Genomic DNA, 18,201 nt, shown 5'->3' with positions numbered 1-18,201 from the left:
TCACTTAAGCGGAGCAGCCTTTCGATCCACTGGATAACGGGTCTTTGAGATCTTCACCGTCCTTGGTCTTGATGGCCTTGGACGGTGATCCAGAAACAGCCCACCGATTCCTGCTCTCAGCTCCGACAATCGTGTTCCTGTTGCTGAAATCGGGTTGGCCGCCGCCATCACGATCAATTGCACGGCGATGTATTGAGCTACTGGTTTGAAGCGGATGTCGCCCGGAGAGCGGCCGAAGGCGACGGCTGCCTGACCGGCTTCGCGGCGGATGATGTTGTAGGCCAACAACAAGCCCCAGACCTCCTGGTAGACCAGCTCCGTTACCTTGCTGCGCAGGGTCATCGCATTCTGCTGCAGAGAGCTTTTGATATCCCGGAAGCCCAGCTCGATCTCCCAGCGCTCCTGATACAGCTTGGCGATGGTCTTGGCGCTGTAAGTATCCGCAGGCAGCGAGGTGAGCACTGTCTTGATCTTGTCCTTCACGGCGTAGCTGACTTCACGTACCTCCCAGTGCGTCGGCAGGTCGGGGTTGCGCTTTCGTGCCTGTGCCGACACCTTCATGCGCAGCAAACGATCGCCCTTGCCGTAACGAGCGACTTCCTCGCCAACCAGCCCTTGGCGGGCCGGAATCAGCCAGTGCCGGCTTTCCCCTGCGGCGCCCAGGCGCAACAGCAAGTCGGCACTCCAGAAGCCCTTATCGAACAGCGTCACCGACTGATTGGGAATCTGCTGCATAAACTCATCGGCCAAGCGCATCTCACTGCGCCGGTAGGGACTCACCTGCGCATCCAGAATCAGGTGCGAGCGCACGTTCATCAGGGCTACCAGTCGCAGCATGGGAAACGGCGTCTGGCGCTCGGTGGAGGTATTGCCGGAGCCGAAATGCTCTCGGAGTTCAGGCGTGTCTGGGGTGCGCAGGAGTGCGCCATCCACGGCCAATACTTGCAGGCCCTGCCAGGTATCGCCCTCATAGCGCTCGCAACCCCACTGGTTACCCGTCTGACGAAACAGCCACTCAACCGGATCGGCACCCAATCGTTTACGCGCCTCGGTGACACCGCTTCGGGCCAGCAGGTCGTGAGAGGCCAGCCCCTGGGCACAGATATTCAGGCGTCGTGCGACCTCATGCACCGGCTCGTCACGGAACAAGGCCATGCCAAGCACCAGCCAGAGCACCTGATCGCTGGGCAGACGCCGCCGCCTTATGGTGGCCTGGGCGGACAAGTCCAGAGCGGATGCCACCCACTCGATCGGGATGTTTTGGGTGAAGGTGCTCAGATCCGAGAAGTTGAACAGTTCACCTAAGTCGAGCAGTTGCTGTTGCAGAGACATAAAAAATCCGATGCCAGGGACCTGACATCGGATTTTCGGGGAAGCCCCGTCAGGGCTCAAATGCTTAAGTGAACAGCATTACGCTGATGCGGGGCGTTTTTTATCAGGACCTGTGGTTAGCGTCGGCCGGGAAGGTCTATCACCACATCCTCGGCTTGCAGTCCCTTGTCGCGCTGCATGACCACGAACTCGACACGCTGGCCTTCGACCAGAATGCGGTGGCCGTCGCCGCGAATGGCCCGAAAGTGCACGAAGATATCATCGCCTGAATCGCGGGAAATGAAGCCGAACCCCTTGGATGTGTTGAACCACTTGACCGTTCCGCTTTCGCGCAGGCCGCCGGCATTGTTGCTGGTGTTCTGGCTAGGCGTTGCGCGGCTACGCGGAGCGCGTTGTGGGCTGGGCAGACGCAGTACATAACACAGGCTGGCTATGGCCAGGAGTAGCAGGGCTGGCAGGTTGCTGGGCAGTGGTAGCGTCAGTAGGACATCCAGCGCCTGGGTCAGGGTGGCTACCACGAGCAGCAGGCTGCCGGCTTGTTGCAGGCGGGTCAGGCTGCTGTGGGTCAAGCCGGAGACGATCAGATTGGACAGAGCCAGCAGGCCGAGAGCCAACAGGCTGCTGTCCTGCAGTGGGACCTCGTTACTGGTTTGCAGGGTAAGGATGGCTGCCAGCAATAGTGCGCAGGCGCCGGTCAGCAGATGCACGATCTTCAACATTGAGATACTCACGTCAGAAAAATAAAAAACACAGCGATACCAGCAGGCCGCGCCGGCTAACCCGGGCGTTTGCTCGACACAGAGCAGCGCTGTTATCAGGCATTGCCCGCTTGTTGGGGCTTGGGGCTGGCTGGCGGCGGCTATTTAACCGTAAAGGCGGGGGCTTCTCAAATTAGCCCGTTAGTGCGGGCGTGCTCGGGCTCGGCTGAATCTGGTTGCGTCCGCCGCGCTTGGCCTGGTAGAGGGCGTCATCGGCACGGGTCAGCAGGCTTTCCAGGTTGTCGCCTGGAACCGCCAGGGCAACACCGAAGGAGGCGGTGATAGTGTCCAGTACCTTGTCAGTGCTGCGTACCTTGACCCGCAGCGCCTGGATTTTCTGGCGCAAGAGTTCGGCATGCTGCATGGCCTGCTGTAGATCGTGACAGTCGCGCATGACTACGCAGAACTCCTCGCCGCCGTAACGTGCGGCCATGGCGCGAGGTGGCAGGGTTTCCCTGAGCATCTGGCCAACGTGCTGCAGCACCCGATCGCCCAGCGGGTGGCCGAACTGGTCGTTGAACTGCTTGAAGTAGTCGATATCCATGATGATCAGGGCGATGCCGCGCGGATCATTGGCCAGCGCCTGTTCCAGTAGGCGACTGAAGGAATGACGGTTGAACACCTGAGTCAGGCCATCCAGGGTGGCGGCCAGCTGGGCTCGCTCCAACTGGTTGCGCAGGTTCTGGATTTCCGCCTGGGCGGCTTGCAGACGGTAGAGGAACTGCTCCTGCTGGTGCTGCATCAACTGGGTGCTTTCCTGCAGGTCGTGGAGGACGTCCGGCAGGTCATCGATCAGCGGGTCATGCAGGGCGTTGAGGCCTTGTTCGAGGCTGGCCTGGTAGGCTTGGCTGCCCGCTACGCTGCGCGCCACGTTGCCTTCGATGTCGTCGACCAGTTCGATCACCTGTTGCTGGCCTTGGCGTGCTTCGTCCAGTTCGCCTCGGATGATGAACTCGCGGTACAGCTTGACGGCGCTTTCCGGGGGGAAGGCATCAAAGTCCTTGACGATCTTGTCCAGGCGGCGTTGCAGCTCCGGCTCGTTGCCCTGGCAATAGCTGTACCACAGGGCATAGTGCACCGGATTGGGGGGGATGTCGTGACGCACCATGTGCGGCACAGCCTGCTTGAGGAGGTCGGCGGCCTCGCGGGTTTCCTCGGGAAACAGCTCCAGCAGGCTGGTAGGTTTGTTGGCTTTGCTCATGCACGTCACTGTGGGGGTGGTGTCCAGGGCTGCGGGGCGTCGCGGCTCAATGCTCAGTCGAGCAGGCTGCGTAGCATCCAGGCGGTTTTTTCATGTACCTGCATGCGTTGCGTGAGCAGGTCGGCGGTAGGTTCGTCGCTCACCTGATCAACCAGCGGGAATATACCACGAGCGGTACGCACCACGGCTTCCTGGCCCTGTACCAGTAGCTTGATCATTTCCTGGGCTGACGGTACGCCTTCTTCTTCCTTGATCGATGACAGGCGGGCATAGGCCGCATAAGTCCCGGGGGCCGGAAAGCCCAGGGCGCGGATACGCTCGGCGATCAGGTCGACAGCCAGCGCCAGTTCGGTGTATTGGGTTTCGAACATCAGATGCAGGGTGTTGAACATCGGCCCGGTAACGTTCCAATGGAAGTTGTGGGTCTTCAGGTACAGGGTATAGGTGTCGGCCAGCAGACGGGCCAGGCCGTCGGCGATGGCGGCGCGATCTGCTTCCTTGATACCGATGTTGATGTCCATGAGCTGCATCCTCTTTTCGGGAAACGATGTGCCAAGCCTAGCATGTGCCGCGCTTGGGGCATGTTGTTCAGGGTCAATGCCTGGCCAAGCTATAAATGTGCCAGTTGCGGTTGTTGCTGCAGGGTGTGGTTGAACACTTCGACCCAGTGGGCGCTGAACTGGCGCCCCGCCAGGTTGTTGATTTCCAGGATGGCGCGCAGCCGTGGGCGCTTGCTGAGTGTCTGGTGCGCGCGCTCGTGGGTGCGCGCATCGAAGGTGTCGGCGATCGCCAGGATCAAGGCGCCCGGATGGATTTCCACCTCGCGCAGGCCGCGCGGATAGCCTTGGCCGTCAGCGTGTTCCTGGTGGTGCAGGACAATTTCGGCGGCATCCTCCCAGCGTTCCAGGCGGCGCAGCAGGTCGTGGCCAAGGCGTGGGTGGCTGCGGATGTGCTGGACTTCTTCGCGGCTGAGGCGGCTTTCCTTGTGCAGTACGTGCAATGGCAGGAAGGCCATACCCAGATCGTGCAGGCAGGTGGCGACAGCCAGTTGCGCGGGGTCGACCACGCGGCCGCCCTGTTGGTTGATGGCCAGGGTCAGGTGAAGCAGGCGCAGGCCGCGACCTTGCCAGTAGCGTGAGCGCTGCTCAATCGCTTGCATCAGGGTTAGGCAGAACTGCACATCGGCATCCGCAGGGATGTCGTAACGTTCCAGCAGGCGTGCACAGTCAGGTGGGCTCTCGGACGTCGCGTTGGGCTGCAGGGCGCTGCCGGGCGCCAATTGCAACAGCAGGCGTTGGCGCGCAGTCGCCTGCTGTGCCGTCGCTGTGCCGGCGAGTTCGTGGAGGGCGATAGCCAGTTGCGCGCAATCTGTATCCGGCTGGTAGTCCAGTGCGCCGGCGTACACGGCCTGTAGGTGCTGGCGCAGGCGATCGAAGCTGAGCAGCAGGATGTCGCCAAGCAGGCTGTCAAAGCGCAATTGCCGGCTACGCAGCGCCGCCAGGATATCCTCCATGGCCTGTGGAAGGGGTAGCAAGGCGTGCAGGCCGACCATGCCGATATTGCCCTTGAGGCTGTGCAGTAGACGAAACAATTCAGCCAGGCGTTCGCTATCGTCGGCATGCTGTTCCAGTTCGATCAGCAGTTGCTCGCAGCGTGGCAGTTGCTCCTCGGCATCCAGGCGTAGGTCCTGGAGCAGATCGCTATCAACGGGGCTGTTCATGGTGGTTTTCCCGGGCTGGCGACGTCGCTCCTGCAGTATAGGAGAGGCTCGGCAGGGCGGCTGCAAGGCGCGTGGCTTTAAGGCTATAATCCGCAACTTTGCCGTTGCCTGCCCGGGCTGCGGTGCGATTTGGCGCTGTCGCGCTGTCGCGCTGCCGTGCTTGGCCCGTGCCCGGCCCGAATTCACGACCTTGAGAGAAGCGAAGCGCGACCATGATGCGAAGCCATTACTGCGGCCAACTGAACGAGCGCCTGGACGGCCAGGAAATCACTCTTTGCGGCTGGGTGCACCGCCGTCGCGACCACGGTGGCGTGATCTTCCTCGACATCCGCGACCGCGAGGGACTGGCCCAAGTGGTATTCGATCCGGATCGCGCCGAGACCTTCGCCAAGGCCGACCGTGTGCGCAGCGAGTATGTGGTGAAGATCACCGGCAAGGTACGTCTGCGTCCGGCCGGTGCGGTCAATCCGAACATGGCTTCCGGCGCCATCGAAGTGCTGGGTTATGAGCTGGATGTACTCAACGAAGCCGAGACTCCGCCGTTTCCGCTCAACGAATACACCGACGTTGGCGAGGAAACTCGCCTGCGCTACCGCTTCATCGATCTGCGTCGCCCGGAAATGGCCGAGAAGCTCAAGCTGCGCTCGCGCATCACCTCGAGCATTCGCCGCTACCTGGACGACAACGGCTTCCTCGACGTCGAAACGCCGATTCTGACCCGCGCTACCCCGGAAGGCGCGCGTGACTACCTGGTGCCGAGCCGCACCCACGCCGGCAGCTTCTTCGCCCTGCCGCAGTCACCGCAGCTGTTCAAACAGCTGCTGATGGTCGCCGGCTTCGACCGCTACTACCAGATCGCCAAGTGCTTCCGCGACGAAGACCTGCGTGCCGACCGTCAGCCGGAATTCACCCAGATCGATATCGAGACCAGCTTCCTCGATGAAAAAGACATCATGGGCATCACCGAGACCATGGTGCGCAACCTGTTCAAGGAAGTGCTGGACGTCGAGTTCGGCGAACTACCGCACATGACCCTGGCCGAAGCCATGCGTCGCTTCGGTTCGGACAAGCCGGACCTGCGCATCCCGCTGGAACTGGTGGATGTGGAAGACCAGCTCAAGGACGTCGAGTTCAAGGTCTTCGCCGGCCCGGCCAACGACCCGAAATGCCGCGTCACCGCGCTGCGCGTACCGGGCGGGGCGAGCATGCCGCGCAAGCAGATCGACGACTACACCAAGTTCGTCGGCATCTACGGCGCCAAGGGCCTGGCCTATATCAAGGTCAACGAGCGTGCCGCCGGCGTTGACGGTCTGCAGTCGCCGATCGTCAAGAACATCCCGCTGGACAACATCAACGTGATCCTCGATCGCGTGGGCGCTGTCGATGGCGATATCGTGTTCTTCGGCGCCGACAAGGCCAAGATCGTCAGCGAAGCCCTGGGCGCGCTGCGTATCAAGCTGGGTCATGACCTCAATCTGCTGACCTGTGAGTGGGCCCCGCTGTGGGTGGTCGACTTCCCGATGTTCGAGGAAAACGACGATGGCAGCCTGACCGCCATGCACCACCCGTTCACCGCACCGAGCTGCAGCCCGGAAGAGCTGGAAGCCAATCCGGCCGCCGCGCTGTCGCGTGCCTATGACATGGTCCTCAACGGCACCGAGTTGGGTGGCGGTTCGATCCGTATCCACGACAAGGCCATGCAGCAGACCGTGTTCCGCGTGTTGGGCATCAGTGAAGAAGAGCAGCAGGAGAAGTTCGGTTTCCTCCTCGATGCGCTGAAGTACGGTGCGCCGCCCCATGGTGGCTTGGCCTTCGGCCTAGATCGCCTGGTCATGCTGATGACCGGTGCCAGCTCGATCCGCGAAGTGATCGCCTTCCCGAAAACCCAGAGCGCGGCCTGTGTGATGACTCAGGCCCCGGGCCTGGTTGATGCCAAGGCGCTGCGCGAACTGCATATTCGCCTGCGTGAACAGGTGAAAGCAGAATAAAGCGTAAAAGAAGCCTGGATTTCCAGGCTTCTTCTTTATGGCTGGACGGAGAGGCTCGAACTCTTACGCCTGGATATCGAATTTGCAACAACCGGAGTGAGTTATGGCTGGTCATTCCAAATGGGCCAATATCAAACACCGCAAGGGTCGCCAGGACGCCAAGCGCGGCAAGATCTTCACCAAGCTGATTCGCGAGCTGACGGTGGCTGCCAAGCACGGCGGGCCGATTCCGGCGGATAACCCGCGTCTGCGCCTGGCCGTGGACAAGGCGCTCACGGCGAATATGTCGCGTGATGTGATTGATCGTGCGATTGCCCGTGGTGCCGGTAACAACGAAGCTGACAACGTCATGGAGCTGAGCTACGAAGGCTATGCGCCCAGCGGTGTAGCGATCATCGTCGAGGCCATGACCGACAACCGTAACCGCACGGCTGCAGCGGTACGTCATGCGTTCAGCAAGTGCGGCGGCAACCTGGGCACCGACGGCTCGGTAGCCTACATGTTCGAGCGCAAGGGGCAGATCAGTTTTGCACCGGGCGTCAGCGAGGAGGCGCTGATGGAAGCGGCGCTGGAGGCGGGAGCTGACGATGTGGAGATGGGCGAGGATGGCTCGGCACTGGTGTCGACCAGCTTTGCCGAGTTCCATGCGGTGAACGAAGCGTTGAGCGCTGCCGGCTTCAAGGGCGAGGAAGCGGATATCGCGATGATCCCGACCATTGCCGCGCCGGTGGATGATCTGGAGACCGCGCAGAAGGTGCTCAAGCTGATTGATATGCTGGAAGACCTGGATGACGTGCAGAACGTCTATCACAACGCGGAAATTCCCGACGAAATTGTTGCCCAGCTCGATTGATCGATACCCTGGGTGGTGAAAAAAGCCGGGATCGCAGGTGCGCTTCCGGCTTTTTTATATCGATGCTGCTCCGTATACTCATGGCTGGATAAATAGACAGTATTCCGGCCGTGGCCGGATGTGGAGTGCACGGGCGGCATGACTCTGATCCTCGGCATCGACCCAGGCTCGCGTATCACCGGTTACGGTGTAGTGCGCGATACCGGGCATGGCTGTGAATATGTGGCTTCCGGCTGTATTCGCACTGGCGAAGGCGACTTGCCTAGCCGACTGCAGCAGGTATTCCGCGGTGTTGGCGAGGTGATCCGTCAGCATGGGCCGGTGACCATGGGCATCGAGCAGGTGTTCATGGCCAAGAATGCCGATTCGGCGCTCAAGCTCGGTCAGGCGCGTGGCGCGGCGATCGTGGCGGGAATCGAAGCCGGTCTGGCGATCAGCGAATACACCGCCAGCCAGGTGAAGCAGGCGATTGCCGGAACTGGCGGGGCAGACAAGCAGCAGGTCATGCTGATGGTCATGCACCTGCTCAGGCTGACCCAGAAGCCGCAGGTCGATGCCTCCGACGCCCTGGCCATTGCTCTGTGCCACGCTCATCATCGGCAAAGTCTTATTCCCCATGGTCTGCTCGGCGCGCGCCGTCGCGGCGGGCGCCTGCGTCTTTAAGCGAAGGAATTTTCTGTGATCGGTCGACTGAAAGGCCTGCTGGTGGAAAAGCAGCCACCGCATGTTTTGCTGGATGTGAATGGCGTGGGCTATGAACTGGAAGTGCCGATGAGCACGCTTTATTGTCTGCCCGGTCTTGGCGAGGCGCTGCTCCTGCATACCCACCTGGTGGTGCGCGAGGATGCTCAGCTGCTCTACGGCTTTGCCCAGAAGCGTGAGCGTGAGCTGTTTCGTGAGCTGATCCGCCTGAATGGCGTGGGCCCCAAGCTGGCGCTGGCACTGATGTCCGGCCTGGAGGTCGATGAGTTGGTGCGCTGCGTGCAGGCCCAAGACACCTCGGCGCTGGTCAAGGTGCCGGGGGTGGGTAAGAAGACTGCCGAGCGCCTGCTGGTTGAACTCAAGGACCGCTTTAAAGCCTGGGAAACGTCGCCGTTGATGGCCGGACTGGTGGTGGAACCTCGTGCAGCGCAGGTAGTCTCAAGCGCTGAAAGTGATGCGTTGAGCGCCTTGCTGGCGTTGGGCTACAAGCCGCAGGAAGCCAGCAAGGCTGTGGCGGCGGTCAAGGCGGAAGGCCTGTCCAGTGAAGAAATGATTCGGCGCGCCCTCAAGGGCATGGTGCAAGGGTGATTGAAGCGGATCGGCTGGTGGCTGCCAGCCCGCGGGAACGCGAAGAGCAGATTGACCGGGCCATTCGCCCGTTACGCCTGGCCGACTATATTGGTCAGCCGGTGGTGCGCGAGCAGATGGAGCTGTTCATCCAGGCCGCGCGCAGCCGCCAGGAGGCGCTGGATCATACGCTGATCTTTGGCCCGCCGGGGTTGGGCAAGACGACGTTGGCCAATATCCTTGCCGCGGAAATGGGTGTTTCGCTGAAGAGCACCTCGGGCCCGGTGCTGGAGCGTCCGGGTGACCTGGCCGCGCTGCTGACCAATCTGGAGCCCGGCGATGTCTTGTTCATCGACGAGATCCATCGCCTCTCGCCGGTGGTTGAGGAAGTCCTCTATCCGGCGATGGAGGACTTCCAGCTGGACATCATGATCGGTGAAGGCCCGGCGGCGCGCTCGATCAAACTCGATCTGCCACCCTTTACCCTGGTCGGCGCTACCACGCGTGCCGGCATGCTGACCAACCCGCTGCGTGATCGCTTCGGTATCGTGCAGCGCCTGGAGTTCTACAACAGCGATGACCTGGCGAGCATTGTCAGCCGTTCCGCGGGCATCCTGGGCTTGTCGATCGATCCGCAGGGTGCCTACGAAATCGCCCGCCGGGCGCGCGGTACGCCACGTATCGCCAATCGCCTGCTGCGGCGAGTACGCGACTATGCCGAGGTGCGAGGCAATGGCGCCATCTGCCTGGAGACCGCTGATCGTGCATTGAACCTGCTGGATGTCGATGCGCGTGGCTTCGATCATCAGGATCGCCGTTTGCTGCTGGCAATGATCGAGCGTTTTGATGGTGGTCCGGTGGGGTTGGACAGCCTGGCGGCGGCGATTGGCGAAGAACGGCATACCATCGAGGATGTGCTGGAGCCCTACCTCATCCAGCAGGGCTATATGATGCGTACCCCGCGAGGGCGCATGGTGACCCGGCATGCCTATCTGCACTTTGGCCTTAATCTGCCGACACGCCTTGGCGAAGGAGCGACAGCCGACCTGTTCAACGGTGAAGGCTAGTCGATGAAAAAATACCTGTGCCGGTGGATTGGCAAGGCCTCGGGGGATCACTAGAGTATGCGCGCCTTGCAGCAAGCCTTGTCGTTTCGTTATCCCTGCCGGGTCTACTACGAAGATACCGACGCTGGCGGGATCGTTTACTACGTCAACTACCTCAAGTACATGGAGCGTGCCCGTACCGAGCGGCTACGCGGCATGGGCTATGCCCAGTCGCAACTGGTTGGTGAGAACCTGTTGTTCGTGGTGCATTCGGCGGAGGTGCGTTACCAGCAGCCGGCGCGCTTGGATGATGCGCTGTATGTGAGCGCCGAGGTGCTGTGGCTGAAGCGTGCCAGCCTGTGTTTCAGCCAGCAGGTCAGGCGTGAGCAGGATGATGCGCTGCTCTGCCAGGGACAGTTCACCGTGGCCTGCGTGCGGGCTGACAATTTGCAACCCCGGGCCATACCCGAAGCGCTGCGTGCAGCCTTCGCCGCCCCTCTAGGAGACTAAGTGTGGAAGCCACAGCCGTTGACAATATGTCTGTATGGAGTCTGATCAGTCACGCCAGCCTGGTCGTGCAGCTGGTTATGCTGTCGCTGGTTGCTGCCTCGGTCGCTTCGTGGGTCATCATCTTTCAGCGCAGCAACCTGATGCGCGCTGCCAAGCGTGGTCTGGAAACCTTCGAAGAGCGTTTCTGGTCGGGTATCGATCTGTCCAAGCTGTATCGCCAGGCGGGTAGCAACCCTGATCCAGACTCGGGGGTCGAGCAGATTTTTCGTGCCGGCTTCAAGGAGTTTTCCCGCCTGCGCCAGCAGTCCGGCGTAGACCCCGATGCGGTCATGGATGGTGTCAACCGTGCGATGCGCGTGGCCATTTCCCGCGAAGAGGAAAAACTTGAGACAGCGCTGCCGTTCCTTGCCACGGTAGGCTCGACCAGTCCCTACGTGGGGCTGTTCGGCACCGTATGGGGCATCATGAACTCCTTCCTTGGCCTCGCCCAGGTGCAGCAGGCCACCCTGGCTACCGTGGCGCCGGGCATTGCCGAAGCGTTGATCGCTACGGCAATCGGCCTGTTCGCGGCAATTCCTGCGGTCATCGCCTACAACCGCTTCGCGGCCCGCAGTGAGCGCCTGATCGCCCGCTACTACACCTTTGCCGACGAGTTCCAGGCAATCCTGCACCGTAAAGTGCACAGCTCCGACGACTGAGTGCCAAGTCATGGCCAGAATCCGAAACCGCCGCAAACCCGTTGCCGAGATGAACGTCGTTCCCTACATCGACGTCATGCTGGTGCTGCTGGTGATCTTCATGGTCACCGCGCCGATGCTCAACCAGGGGGTCAAGGTTGACCTGCCCAAGGTGTCCAGCGAAGTGTTGCCGCAGGACAACGATGCACGCGTGCTGACCATCTCGATCAAGGCGGACAAGAGCTATTACTGGAACATGGGCGACTCGGTGGATGCCGAGCAGGGCAAGGACAGTGAAAGCAGTGTGTCGCTGGACCAGCTGGTGGCGGCCGCCAGCGGTATCCTCGCCGAGAACAGTCGGCAGGGTAAGACCGTGCAGGTCTTCGTGCGCGGCGACAAGGCTGTGGACTATGGCGCAGTGATGGCGGTGATGGGTGGCCTGCAGCAGGCCGGCGTGGCCAATGTCGGGCTGATTACCGAGGCGCCCTGATGCAGCCCATGCGCGAGCCGTTGCCCTCGGAAAATCTGTTCTGGCCTGTGGTCTGGGCGGTCAGCCTGCACCTGCTGATCATCATTCTGCTGTTCGTGAGTTTCCAGTCCACGGTGGAACTGCCACCTTCCAAGCCGGTGGTGCAGGTCACCCTGTATCAATTGCAGTCGCAAAGCCAGGCGACTACGCGTACCAATCAGAAAATTGCCGGTGAGGCACAAAAAACTTCCGCGCCGGTGCATCAGACCGAGCAGATGGAAAGCCGCAAGCAGGAACAGCAGAAGCAGGAAGCAGCGGCTGCAGCGCGCAAGAAGGCTGAGGATGCGAAGAAGGCTGAGCAGCAGAAAAAGGCTGAAGAAGCACGCAAGAAGGCCGAGCAGGCCGCGATTGCCAAGAAGAAAGCCGAACAAGAGCAAAAAAAGAAACAAGCTGAAGAAGCTCGCAAGAAAGCCGAGGCGGAGAAAAAACGCAAAGCCGAGGAGGCGCGCAAGAAAGCCGAGGCCGATAAGCAGCGCAAGGCCCAGGAGGCCGCGCGCAAGGCGCAGGAAGACCGCAAGGCACAGGCGCTGGCCGAGCTGTTGTCTACCGATACCCAGTACCAGCAGACTCAGGCCGACACCTTGGGCAGTCAGGTAGCGGGCAGCTTTGATGATCTGATTCGTCAGCTGGTCTCGCAGAACTGGACACGTCCACCTTCGGCACGTAATGGCATGGTTGTGGTCGTGCAGATCAACATGTTGCCCGACGGCACCATTGCCAATGCCAGCGTTTCGCGTAGCAGTGGTGACGCCGGTTTTGACAGTTCCGCGGTCAACGCGGTGCGCAATGTCGGGCGCATCAGCGAGATGCAGGGCCTTAGCCCGGCAGACTTCGCCCCTTATCGCTCGTTCAAGATGACTTTTACCCCCGAGGACTTGGCACTGTGAGCACTTTCTTCCGCGCTTTGCTGATCATGCTCTGCTGCACGGCCGGCCTGGCCATGGCAGAGGAAAAGAATATTCTGGTTACCAGTGGCGCCGATCGTGCCATCCCGGTGGCCGTGGTGCCGTTCGGCTGGCAGGGCGGTAGCCTGTTGCCTGAGGACATGGCGGAGATTGTCGGCAATGACCTGCGCAATTCCGGGTTCTTCGAGCCGATTCCACGGCAGAACATGATCAGCCTGCCCACGTCGGCCGCAGAGATCATCTATCGCGACTGGCAGGCGCTGGGTGCGCAATATGTGATGGTCGGCAGTATCCAGCCGAATGCCGGGCGCTTGCAGGTGCAGTTTGCCTTATTCAACGTGGCGACCCAGCAGCAGGTCATGGCGGGTAGCGTAGGTGGCGCGGGTGACCAGTTGCGTGACATGGCGCACCATATTGCCGACCTGGCCTTCGAGAAGCTCACGGGGATCAAGGGGGCGTTTTCCACCAAGATGCTGTATGTCACCGCCGAGCGCTTTGGTGTTGAAAACACCCGTTATACCCTGCAACGTTCCGACTACGATGGCGCGCGCGCCGTGACCCTGCTGCAGTCGCGCGAGCCGATTCTTTCGCCGCGCTATGCGCCGGATGGTCGGCGGATCGCTTATGTGTCGTTCGAGCAGAAGCGTCCGCGGATTTTCATCCAGCATATCGATACCGGGCGTCGCGAGCAGATCACCAACTTCGAGGGGCTCAACGGCGCGCCGGCCTGGTCGCCGGATGGCACGCGCCTGGCGTTCGTGCTTTCCAAGGATGGCAATCCGGAAATCTACGTGATGGACGTGGCTTCTCGCCAGTTGCGCCGGGTTACCAATCACATGGCCATCGATACCGAGCCCTTCTGGGGCAAAGACGGCCAGACGCTGTATTTCACCTCGGACCGCGCCGGGCGCCCGCAGATCTACAAAATGAACATCAACAGCGGGGCAACCGATCGGGTGACTTTCGTTGGCAACTACAACGCCAACCCGAAGCTGTCGGCTGACGAAAAAACCCTGGTCATGGTGCATCGCCAGGACGGCTTTACGGTATTCCGTGTGGCGGCTCAGGACCTGCAAACCGGACGTGTGCGGATACTTTCCGCAACAGGTCTGGATGAGTCGCCCACTGTTGCTCCAAACGGCACCATGCTAACCTACGCCACCCGTCAGCAGGGTCGCGGTATGTTGATGCTGGTGTCCACCAACGGACGCTTCAAAACACCGCTTCCGACCGCTCAAGGTGAAGTGCGCGAACCGTCCTGGTCGCCCTATCTTGATTAAACGGTCAATAACTCGATTTTCCCAACACACTGAAAGTTCATCAGGAGCTTTACCATGGAAATGCTGAAATACGGCAAATTTGCTGCCCTGAGCCTGGCCCTGGCTGTTGCCGTAGGCTGTTCCTCCAAAGGCGGCGACGCTGCCGGCGAAGGCGCTATCGATCCGAACGCTGGCTACGGTGCCAACGGTAGCGGTGTAGACGGTGCTCTGAGCGAAGAAGCTGCTCTGCGCGCCATCACCACCTTCTACTTCGAGTTCGACAGCTCCGACCTGAAGCCGGAAGCCATGCGCGCCCTGGACGTACATGCCAAGGACCTGAAAGGCAACGGTGCTCGCGTTGTTCTGGAAGGTCACGCTGACGAGCGCGGCACCCGTGAGTACAACATGGCGCTGGGCGAGCGTCGTGCCAAGGCCGTGCAGCGTTACCTGGTACTGCAGGGCGTTTCCCCGGCTCAGCTGGAACTGGTGTCCTACGGTGAAGAGCGTCCGGTTGCCACTGGCAGCGATGACAGCGCCTGGGCTCAGAACCGTCGTGTAGAACTGCGTAAGTAAGTTCTCATGGCTATGTCCGCGCGTACCCTGATCGCAAGTTTGGCCCTGCTGCCTCTGATGGTGCAGGCCCAGGTGCCGGTAGTAGATGGTGGTGGTTATCCGGCCAGCTATCCACCGGCGGGTTTCGGTACGAGCGGTGCCTCCGCTGCAGTCGGGGCTTCGGCCCCGGCTACAGCGCAGGGTGAACTGTTCATGCAGTTGCAGCAGATGCAGCAGGAAATCGCCTTGCTGCGTGGCATGCTGGAAGAACAGCAAAACGAGATTCAGCAACTCAAGCGCGAAGGTCTGGAGCGTTATCAGGACCTTGATGCGCGGCTCAGCGGACAGGCTGCCCTGCCGTCTGCCAACGCCTCTTCTTCTTCTGCGCCGGCCGCTGCGGCGGGCGCAGCTCCGCAGCCGCCGGCGGCTCAGGCTGCGCAGGCGCCTGCCGATCCGGCCAAGGAAAAGCTGTTTTATGATGCGGCTTTTGACCTGATCAAGGCCAAGGATTTTGCCAAGGCTACCCAGGCTTTCACAGCGTTCCTGCAGAAGTTCCCAGCCAGCCAGTATGCTGGTAACGCCCAGTATTGGCTGGGTGAGGTCAACCTGGCACAAGGTAATCTGCAGGCTGCCGGCCAGGCATTTGCTCAGGTCAGTGTGGGCTATCCACAGCATGCCAAGGTCCCGGATGCCCTGTTCAAGCTGGCTGACGTTGAACAGCGCCTGGGCAATACGGCCAAGGCCAAGGGCATTTTGCAGCAGGTTGTCCAGCAGTACCCGGGCAGCTCGGCGGCCCAGCTGGCCCAGCGGGACCTGCAGCGCCTGCCCTGATCAGCTGCTCAGGTTTTTGCGCTTGAAGCGCCTGGCCTGACGCGGCAAAATCTGCTCCCCTTTTTCGCAACGGAGGCGGATGGCCTGTATCGCCGTCACGCCCGTGGCTCATATGTCTACAGAAACCCTGCGTATCACCGAGATCTTCCACTCGCTGCAGGGGGAAACGCGTACCAGTGGCTTGCCCACGGTGTTCGTGCGCCTCACCGGCTGTCCCCTGCGTTGCCAGTATTGCGACACGGCTTATGCCTTCAGTGGCGGCGAGTTGCACACCCTTGACGACATTCTTGCCCAAGTGGCCGGCTGGAATCCGCGGCATGTCTGTGTCACCGGTGGCGAGCCGCTGGCACAACCCAACTGTATTGCTCTGCTAAAGCGTTTGTGTGATGCGGGTTATCAGGTCTCCCTGGAAACCAGTGGCGCGCTGGACGTAGCGGCAGTTGATGCGCGGGTCAGTCGCGTGGTTGATCTGAAAACGCCTGGTTCGGGTGAGTTGTCGCGTAACCGTTACGAGAACATGTTCTTGCTGGGGCAGCACGATCAGGTCAAGTTCGTGATCTGCTCGCGGGAAGACTATGAGTGGGCGCGCTCCAAGCTGATCGAGTTCAATCTCCCGCAGCGCGTCGGAGAGGTGCTCTTTTCGCCGAGCTTCCAGCAGGTTCAGGCGCGAGAACTGGCCGAGTGGATCATTGCCGACAATTTGCCGGTGCGTTTCCAGTTGCAGTTGCACAAGCTGCTGTGGAATGACGAGCCGGGTCACTGAGGAGGACAACGATGACTGACAAGCGCGCAGTGATTTTGCTGTCTGGTGGCCTGGATTCCGCCACGGTGCTGGCCATGGCTCGAGAACAGGGCTATGCCTGTTACAGCATGAGCTTTGACTATGGGCAGCGGCATCGTGCCGAGCTACAGGCTTCCGTGCGTGTAGCCGAACAGTTGGGTGTGGTTGAGCACAAGGTCGTGGGGCTCAATCTAAACGGCATCGGAGGCTCGGCGTTGACCGACCAAGCCATTGCCGTACCCGAGGATGGCCTGGCCGAAGGCATTCCGGTGACCTATGTGCCGGCCCGTAACACGGTGTTCTTGGCGCTGGCGCTGGGCTGGGCCGAGGTATTGACGGCGCAGGATATTTTTATTGGCGTGAATGCCGTGGATTACTCCGGCTATCCGGACTGCCGTCCGGCGTTCATCGAGGCTTTTCAGCAGCTGGCCAACCTGGCGACGCGTGCTGGCGTGGAAGGCGCGGGATTTCGTATTCGTGCGCCGCTGCAGGATATGAGCAAGGCGCAGATCATTGCCGAAGGCGTGCGTCTGGGGGTTGACTATGCGTTGACCGTATCCTGCTACCAGGCCGACGAGCAGGGGCGAGCGTGCGGCAAGTGCGATAGCTGCCGCCTGCGCGCAGCGGGCTTTGCAGCCGCTGGCGTCGCCGATGCAACACGCTATTTTTGAATATTTTTCGTTGGGTGTTGATTTCCCGTTAAAAATCAGTATCATGCGCCTCGCGTTGGGTCGTTAGCTCAGTCGGTAGAGCAGTTGGCTTTTAACCAATTGGTCGTAGGTTCGAATCCTACACGACCCACCATATCGCCAAAGCCAGTCAAGTGACTGGCTTTTTTTATGCCCTGCAGAAGGCGTGGGCGGGAGGCGCCGGGCCCGGTGGTATACTGCGTGCTCGCGTTTAAGCACCCTCAGGTTTGATGACATGACGCAGATTTCCGAACGCCTGCTGGTGCAGGCCCACCTTGCCGCCAAGCAGCCCAAGCCGCTGACGGTCGAGGAGGAAGCCTTCTTCCGCAGCGAAATCGCCGCCGAGCTGAAGAAGCAGAACGCCGTGCTGGTGGCGCATTACTACTGTGATCCGGTGATTCAGGCGCTGGCCGAGGAAACAGGCGGTTGCGTATCCGACTCATTGGAAATGGCCCGCTTTGGCAGCCAGCATGCGGCGCAGACCCTGGTGGTAGCCGGGGTCAAGTTCATGGGTGAGACAGCGAAGATTCTCAACCCGGAAAAGCGCGTACTGATGCCGACTCTGGAGGCTACCTGCTCTCTGGACCTGGGCTGCCCGGTGGACGAGTTCTCGGCCTTCTGCGATCAGCATGCCGAACGTACCGTGGTGGTCTACGCCAATACCTCGGCGGCGGTGAAGGCGCGTGCCGACTGGGTGGTGACCTCCAGTTGCGCGTTGGAAATCGTCGAGAGCCTGATGGATAACGGCGAGAAGATTCTCTGGGCTCCCGACCAACACCTGGGGCGCTACATACAGCGCGAGACGGGTGCCGACATGCTGCTGTGGGATGGCTCGTGCATCGTGCATGAGGAATTCAAGGCTCAGCAGCTCTCAGACATGAAGGCGCTGTATCCGGAAGCGGCCATTCTGGTGCATCCCGAGTCGCCTGAGGCGGTGATCGAGCTGGCCGATGCGGTGGGCTCGACCAGTCAGTTGATCAAGGCAGCGCAGACCCTGCCAAATCGCCAGTTCATTGTCGCTACCGATCGCGGCATCTTCTACAAGATGCAGCAGCTCTGTCCGGACAAGGAGTTCTTTGAAGCGCCTACGGCTGGCAATGGTGCAGCGTGCCGCAGCTGTGCGCATTGTCCGTGGATGGCCATGAATACGCTGGAGCGTACCCTGCACAGCCTGCGTCAGGGCAGCAACGAGATTTTTGTCGATGCGGCGCTGATTCCGCGTGCAGTCCAGCCGCTCAAGCGCATGCTGGACTTTACCCAGGCGGCGCGCCTGCGTCTTGCTGGCAACGCCTGAGCGCGCG

Annotated in this window: 20 protein-coding genes, 1 tRNA gene and 1 pseudogene; 16 read left to right on the top strand and 6 right to left on the bottom strand. The window is 61.0% G+C overall.

The features are described from left to right. From CW360_RS00680 to CW360_RS00660, 6 genes and pseudogenes are all read right to left on the bottom strand, one after another. Complete coding sequence (locus CW360_RS00680; protein WP_170307333.1) at positions 1-1,332, bottom strand: IS4 family transposase; 1,332 nt, start codon at positions 1,330-1,332, stop codon at positions 1-3. A 116-nt stretch (positions 1,333-1,448) separates the two neighbouring features. Then, positions 1,449-1,667, bottom strand: coding sequence for a cold-shock protein (locus tag CW360_RS17000; RefSeq protein ID WP_229727130.1), 219 nt, complete (start codon positions 1,665-1,667; stop codon positions 1,449-1,451). An 81-nt stretch (positions 1,668-1,748) separates the two neighbouring features. After that, a pseudogene (locus CW360_RS17165) lies at positions 1,749-2,051 on the bottom strand (cold shock domain-containing protein membrane protein); the annotation flags it as partial. 172 nt (positions 2,052-2,223) lie between these two features. Continuing rightward, positions 2,224-3,291, bottom strand: a complete 1,068-nt coding sequence (locus tag CW360_RS00670) for a GGDEF domain-containing protein (RefSeq protein ID WP_101192396.1) — start codon at positions 3,289-3,291, stop codon at positions 2,224-2,226. Between the two features lie 53 nt (positions 3,292-3,344). After that, positions 3,345-3,812, bottom strand: a complete 468-nt coding sequence (locus CW360_RS00665) for a Dps family protein (protein WP_093986664.1) — start codon at positions 3,810-3,812, stop codon at positions 3,345-3,347. 89 nt (positions 3,813-3,901) lie between these two features. Continuing rightward, positions 3,902-5,011, bottom strand: a complete 1,110-nt coding sequence (locus tag CW360_RS00660; protein ID WP_101192395.1) for an HD domain-containing phosphohydrolase — start codon at positions 5,009-5,011, stop codon at positions 3,902-3,904. 212 nt (positions 5,012-5,223) lie between these two features. Here CW360_RS00660 and aspS point away from each other — a divergent pair, with 212 nt between their 5' ends. From aspS to nadA, 16 genes are all read left to right on the top strand, one after another. Then, entirely contained in the window at positions 5,224-6,999 is a 1,776-nt protein-coding gene (gene aspS, locus CW360_RS00655) for an aspartate--tRNA ligase (protein ID WP_101192394.1), read from the top strand. A 103-nt stretch (positions 7,000-7,102) separates the two neighbouring features. Then, positions 7,103-7,852, top strand: coding sequence for a YebC/PmpR family DNA-binding transcriptional regulator (locus CW360_RS00650; protein ID WP_101192393.1), 750 nt, complete (start codon positions 7,103-7,105; stop codon positions 7,850-7,852). Between the two features lie 138 nt (positions 7,853-7,990). Then, the gene (ruvC, locus tag CW360_RS00645) at positions 7,991-8,515 is read left to right on the top strand and encodes a crossover junction endodeoxyribonuclease RuvC (protein ID WP_093986668.1); all 525 of its coding nucleotides are present in this window, start codon (positions 7,991-7,993) and stop codon (positions 8,513-8,515) included. A gap of 15 nt (positions 8,516-8,530) precedes the next feature. Continuing rightward, positions 8,531-9,142: a Holliday junction branch migration protein RuvA gene (gene ruvA, locus CW360_RS00640; RefSeq protein WP_093986669.1), complete on the top strand. Its 612-nt coding sequence runs from the start codon at positions 8,531-8,533 to the stop codon at positions 9,140-9,142. Continuing rightward, positions 9,139-10,188, top strand: coding sequence for a Holliday junction branch migration DNA helicase RuvB (gene ruvB / locus CW360_RS00635; RefSeq protein WP_093986670.1), 1,050 nt, complete (start codon positions 9,139-9,141; stop codon positions 10,186-10,188). Before ruvA ends, ruvB begins: the two co-directional genes overlap by 4 nt. Positions 10,189-10,245: 57 nt before the next feature. Continuing rightward, entirely contained in the window at positions 10,246-10,677 is a 432-nt protein-coding gene (gene ybgC, locus CW360_RS00630; protein ID WP_101192392.1) for a tol-pal system-associated acyl-CoA thioesterase, read from the top strand. 26 nt (positions 10,678-10,703) lie between these two features. After that, positions 10,704-11,375: a protein TolQ gene (tolQ, locus tag CW360_RS00625; RefSeq protein ID WP_371870490.1), complete on the top strand. Its 672-nt coding sequence runs from the start codon at positions 10,704-10,706 to the stop codon at positions 11,373-11,375. Between the two features lie 10 nt (positions 11,376-11,385). Beyond that, positions 11,386-11,844 carry a protein TolR gene (gene tolR / locus CW360_RS00620; RefSeq protein ID WP_093986673.1) on the top strand — a complete coding sequence of 153 codons (459 nt, stop codon included), beginning with the start codon at positions 11,386-11,388 and terminating at the stop codon, positions 11,842-11,844. Further along, positions 11,844-12,770, top strand: a complete 927-nt coding sequence (gene tolA, locus CW360_RS00615; RefSeq protein ID WP_093986674.1) for a cell envelope integrity protein TolA — start codon at positions 11,844-11,846, stop codon at positions 12,768-12,770. Before tolR ends, tolA begins: the two co-directional genes overlap by 1 nt. 26 nt (positions 12,771-12,796) lie before the next feature. Further along, positions 12,797-14,068: a Tol-Pal system beta propeller repeat protein TolB gene (gene tolB, locus CW360_RS00610; protein WP_229727129.1), complete on the top strand. Its 1,272-nt coding sequence runs from the start codon at positions 12,797-12,799 to the stop codon at positions 14,066-14,068. A 54-nt stretch (positions 14,069-14,122) separates the two neighbouring features. Further along, the gene (pal, locus tag CW360_RS00605) at positions 14,123-14,620 is read left to right on the top strand and encodes a peptidoglycan-associated lipoprotein Pal (protein WP_093986676.1); all 498 of its coding nucleotides are present in this window, start codon (positions 14,123-14,125) and stop codon (positions 14,618-14,620) included. A gap of 6 nt (positions 14,621-14,626) precedes the next feature. After that, positions 14,627-15,430 (top strand): tol-pal system protein YbgF, encoded by an 804-nt coding sequence (gene ybgF / locus CW360_RS00600; protein ID WP_101192391.1) that lies wholly within the window; start codon positions 14,627-14,629, stop codon positions 15,428-15,430. A gap of 112 nt (positions 15,431-15,542) precedes the next feature. After that, the gene (gene queE / locus CW360_RS00595) at positions 15,543-16,193 is read left to right on the top strand and encodes a 7-carboxy-7-deazaguanine synthase QueE (protein WP_212633274.1); all 651 of its coding nucleotides are present in this window, start codon (positions 15,543-15,545) and stop codon (positions 16,191-16,193) included. An 11-nt stretch (positions 16,194-16,204) separates the two neighbouring features. Beyond that, a complete protein-coding gene (gene queC / locus CW360_RS00590; protein ID WP_101192389.1) occupies positions 16,205-16,882 on the top strand; it encodes a 7-cyano-7-deazaguanine synthase QueC in 678 nt (225 codons plus the stop codon). A gap of 57 nt (positions 16,883-16,939) precedes the next feature. Beyond that, positions 16,940-17,015: transfer RNA gene (locus tag CW360_RS00585), tRNA-Lys, on the top strand. A gap of 120 nt (positions 17,016-17,135) precedes the next feature. Further along, positions 17,136-18,194 carry a quinolinate synthase NadA gene (nadA, locus tag CW360_RS00580; RefSeq protein ID WP_101192388.1) on the top strand — a complete coding sequence of 353 codons (1,059 nt, stop codon included), beginning with the start codon at positions 17,136-17,138 and terminating at the stop codon, positions 18,192-18,194. Positions 18,195-18,201: the final 7 nt, after the last annotated feature.

The organism is Pseudomonas fluvialis, from assembly GCF_002835605.1.
Classification (GTDB): domain Bacteria; phylum Pseudomonadota; class Gammaproteobacteria; order Pseudomonadales; family Pseudomonadaceae; genus Aquipseudomonas; species Aquipseudomonas fluvialis.
Note: the sequence above shows the minus strand (reverse complement) of the source record. Positions and strands in the feature narration are given on the sequence as shown.

Excerpts from the sequence above, each read along its gene's own strand:
- CW360_RS00680 (WP_170307333.1), bottom strand. The coding sequence starts at position 1,332 with ATGTCTCTGCAACAGCAACTGCTCGACTTAGGTGAACTGTTCAACTTC.
- CW360_RS00670 (WP_101192396.1), bottom strand. The coding sequence starts at position 3,291 with ATGAGCAAAGCCAACAAACCTACCAGCCTGCTGGAGCTGTTTCCCGAG.
- CW360_RS00665 (WP_093986664.1), bottom strand. The coding sequence starts at position 3,812 with ATGGACATCAACATCGGTATCAAGGAAGCAGATCGCGCCGCCATCGCC.
- CW360_RS00660 (WP_101192395.1), bottom strand. The coding sequence starts at position 5,011 with ATGAACAGCCCCGTTGATAGCGATCTGCTCCAGGACCTACGCCTGGAT.
- aspS (WP_101192394.1), top strand. The coding sequence starts at position 5,224 with ATGATGCGAAGCCATTACTGCGGCCAACTGAACGAGCGCCTGGACGGC.
- CW360_RS00650 (WP_101192393.1), top strand. The coding sequence starts at position 7,103 with ATGGCTGGTCATTCCAAATGGGCCAATATCAAACACCGCAAGGGTCGC.
- ruvC (WP_093986668.1), top strand. The coding sequence starts at position 7,991 with ATGACTCTGATCCTCGGCATCGACCCAGGCTCGCGTATCACCGGTTAC.
- ybgC (WP_101192392.1), top strand. The coding sequence starts at position 10,246 with ATGCGCGCCTTGCAGCAAGCCTTGTCGTTTCGTTATCCCTGCCGGGTC.
- tolQ (WP_371870490.1), top strand. The coding sequence starts at position 10,704 with ATGTCTGTATGGAGTCTGATCAGTCACGCCAGCCTGGTCGTGCAGCTG.
- tolR (WP_093986673.1), top strand. The coding sequence starts at position 11,386 with ATGGCCAGAATCCGAAACCGCCGCAAACCCGTTGCCGAGATGAACGTC.
- tolA (WP_093986674.1), top strand. The coding sequence starts at position 11,844 with ATGCAGCCCATGCGCGAGCCGTTGCCCTCGGAAAATCTGTTCTGGCCT.
- tolB (WP_229727129.1), top strand. The coding sequence starts at position 12,797 with ATGCTCTGCTGCACGGCCGGCCTGGCCATGGCAGAGGAAAAGAATATT.
- pal (WP_093986676.1), top strand. The coding sequence starts at position 14,123 with ATGGAAATGCTGAAATACGGCAAATTTGCTGCCCTGAGCCTGGCCCTG.
- ybgF (WP_101192391.1), top strand. The coding sequence starts at position 14,627 with ATGGCTATGTCCGCGCGTACCCTGATCGCAAGTTTGGCCCTGCTGCCT.
- queE (WP_212633274.1), top strand. The coding sequence starts at position 15,543 with ATGTCTACAGAAACCCTGCGTATCACCGAGATCTTCCACTCGCTGCAG.
- queC (WP_101192389.1), top strand. The coding sequence starts at position 16,205 with ATGACTGACAAGCGCGCAGTGATTTTGCTGTCTGGTGGCCTGGATTCC.
- nadA (WP_101192388.1), top strand. The coding sequence starts at position 17,136 with ATGACGCAGATTTCCGAACGCCTGCTGGTGCAGGCCCACCTTGCCGCC.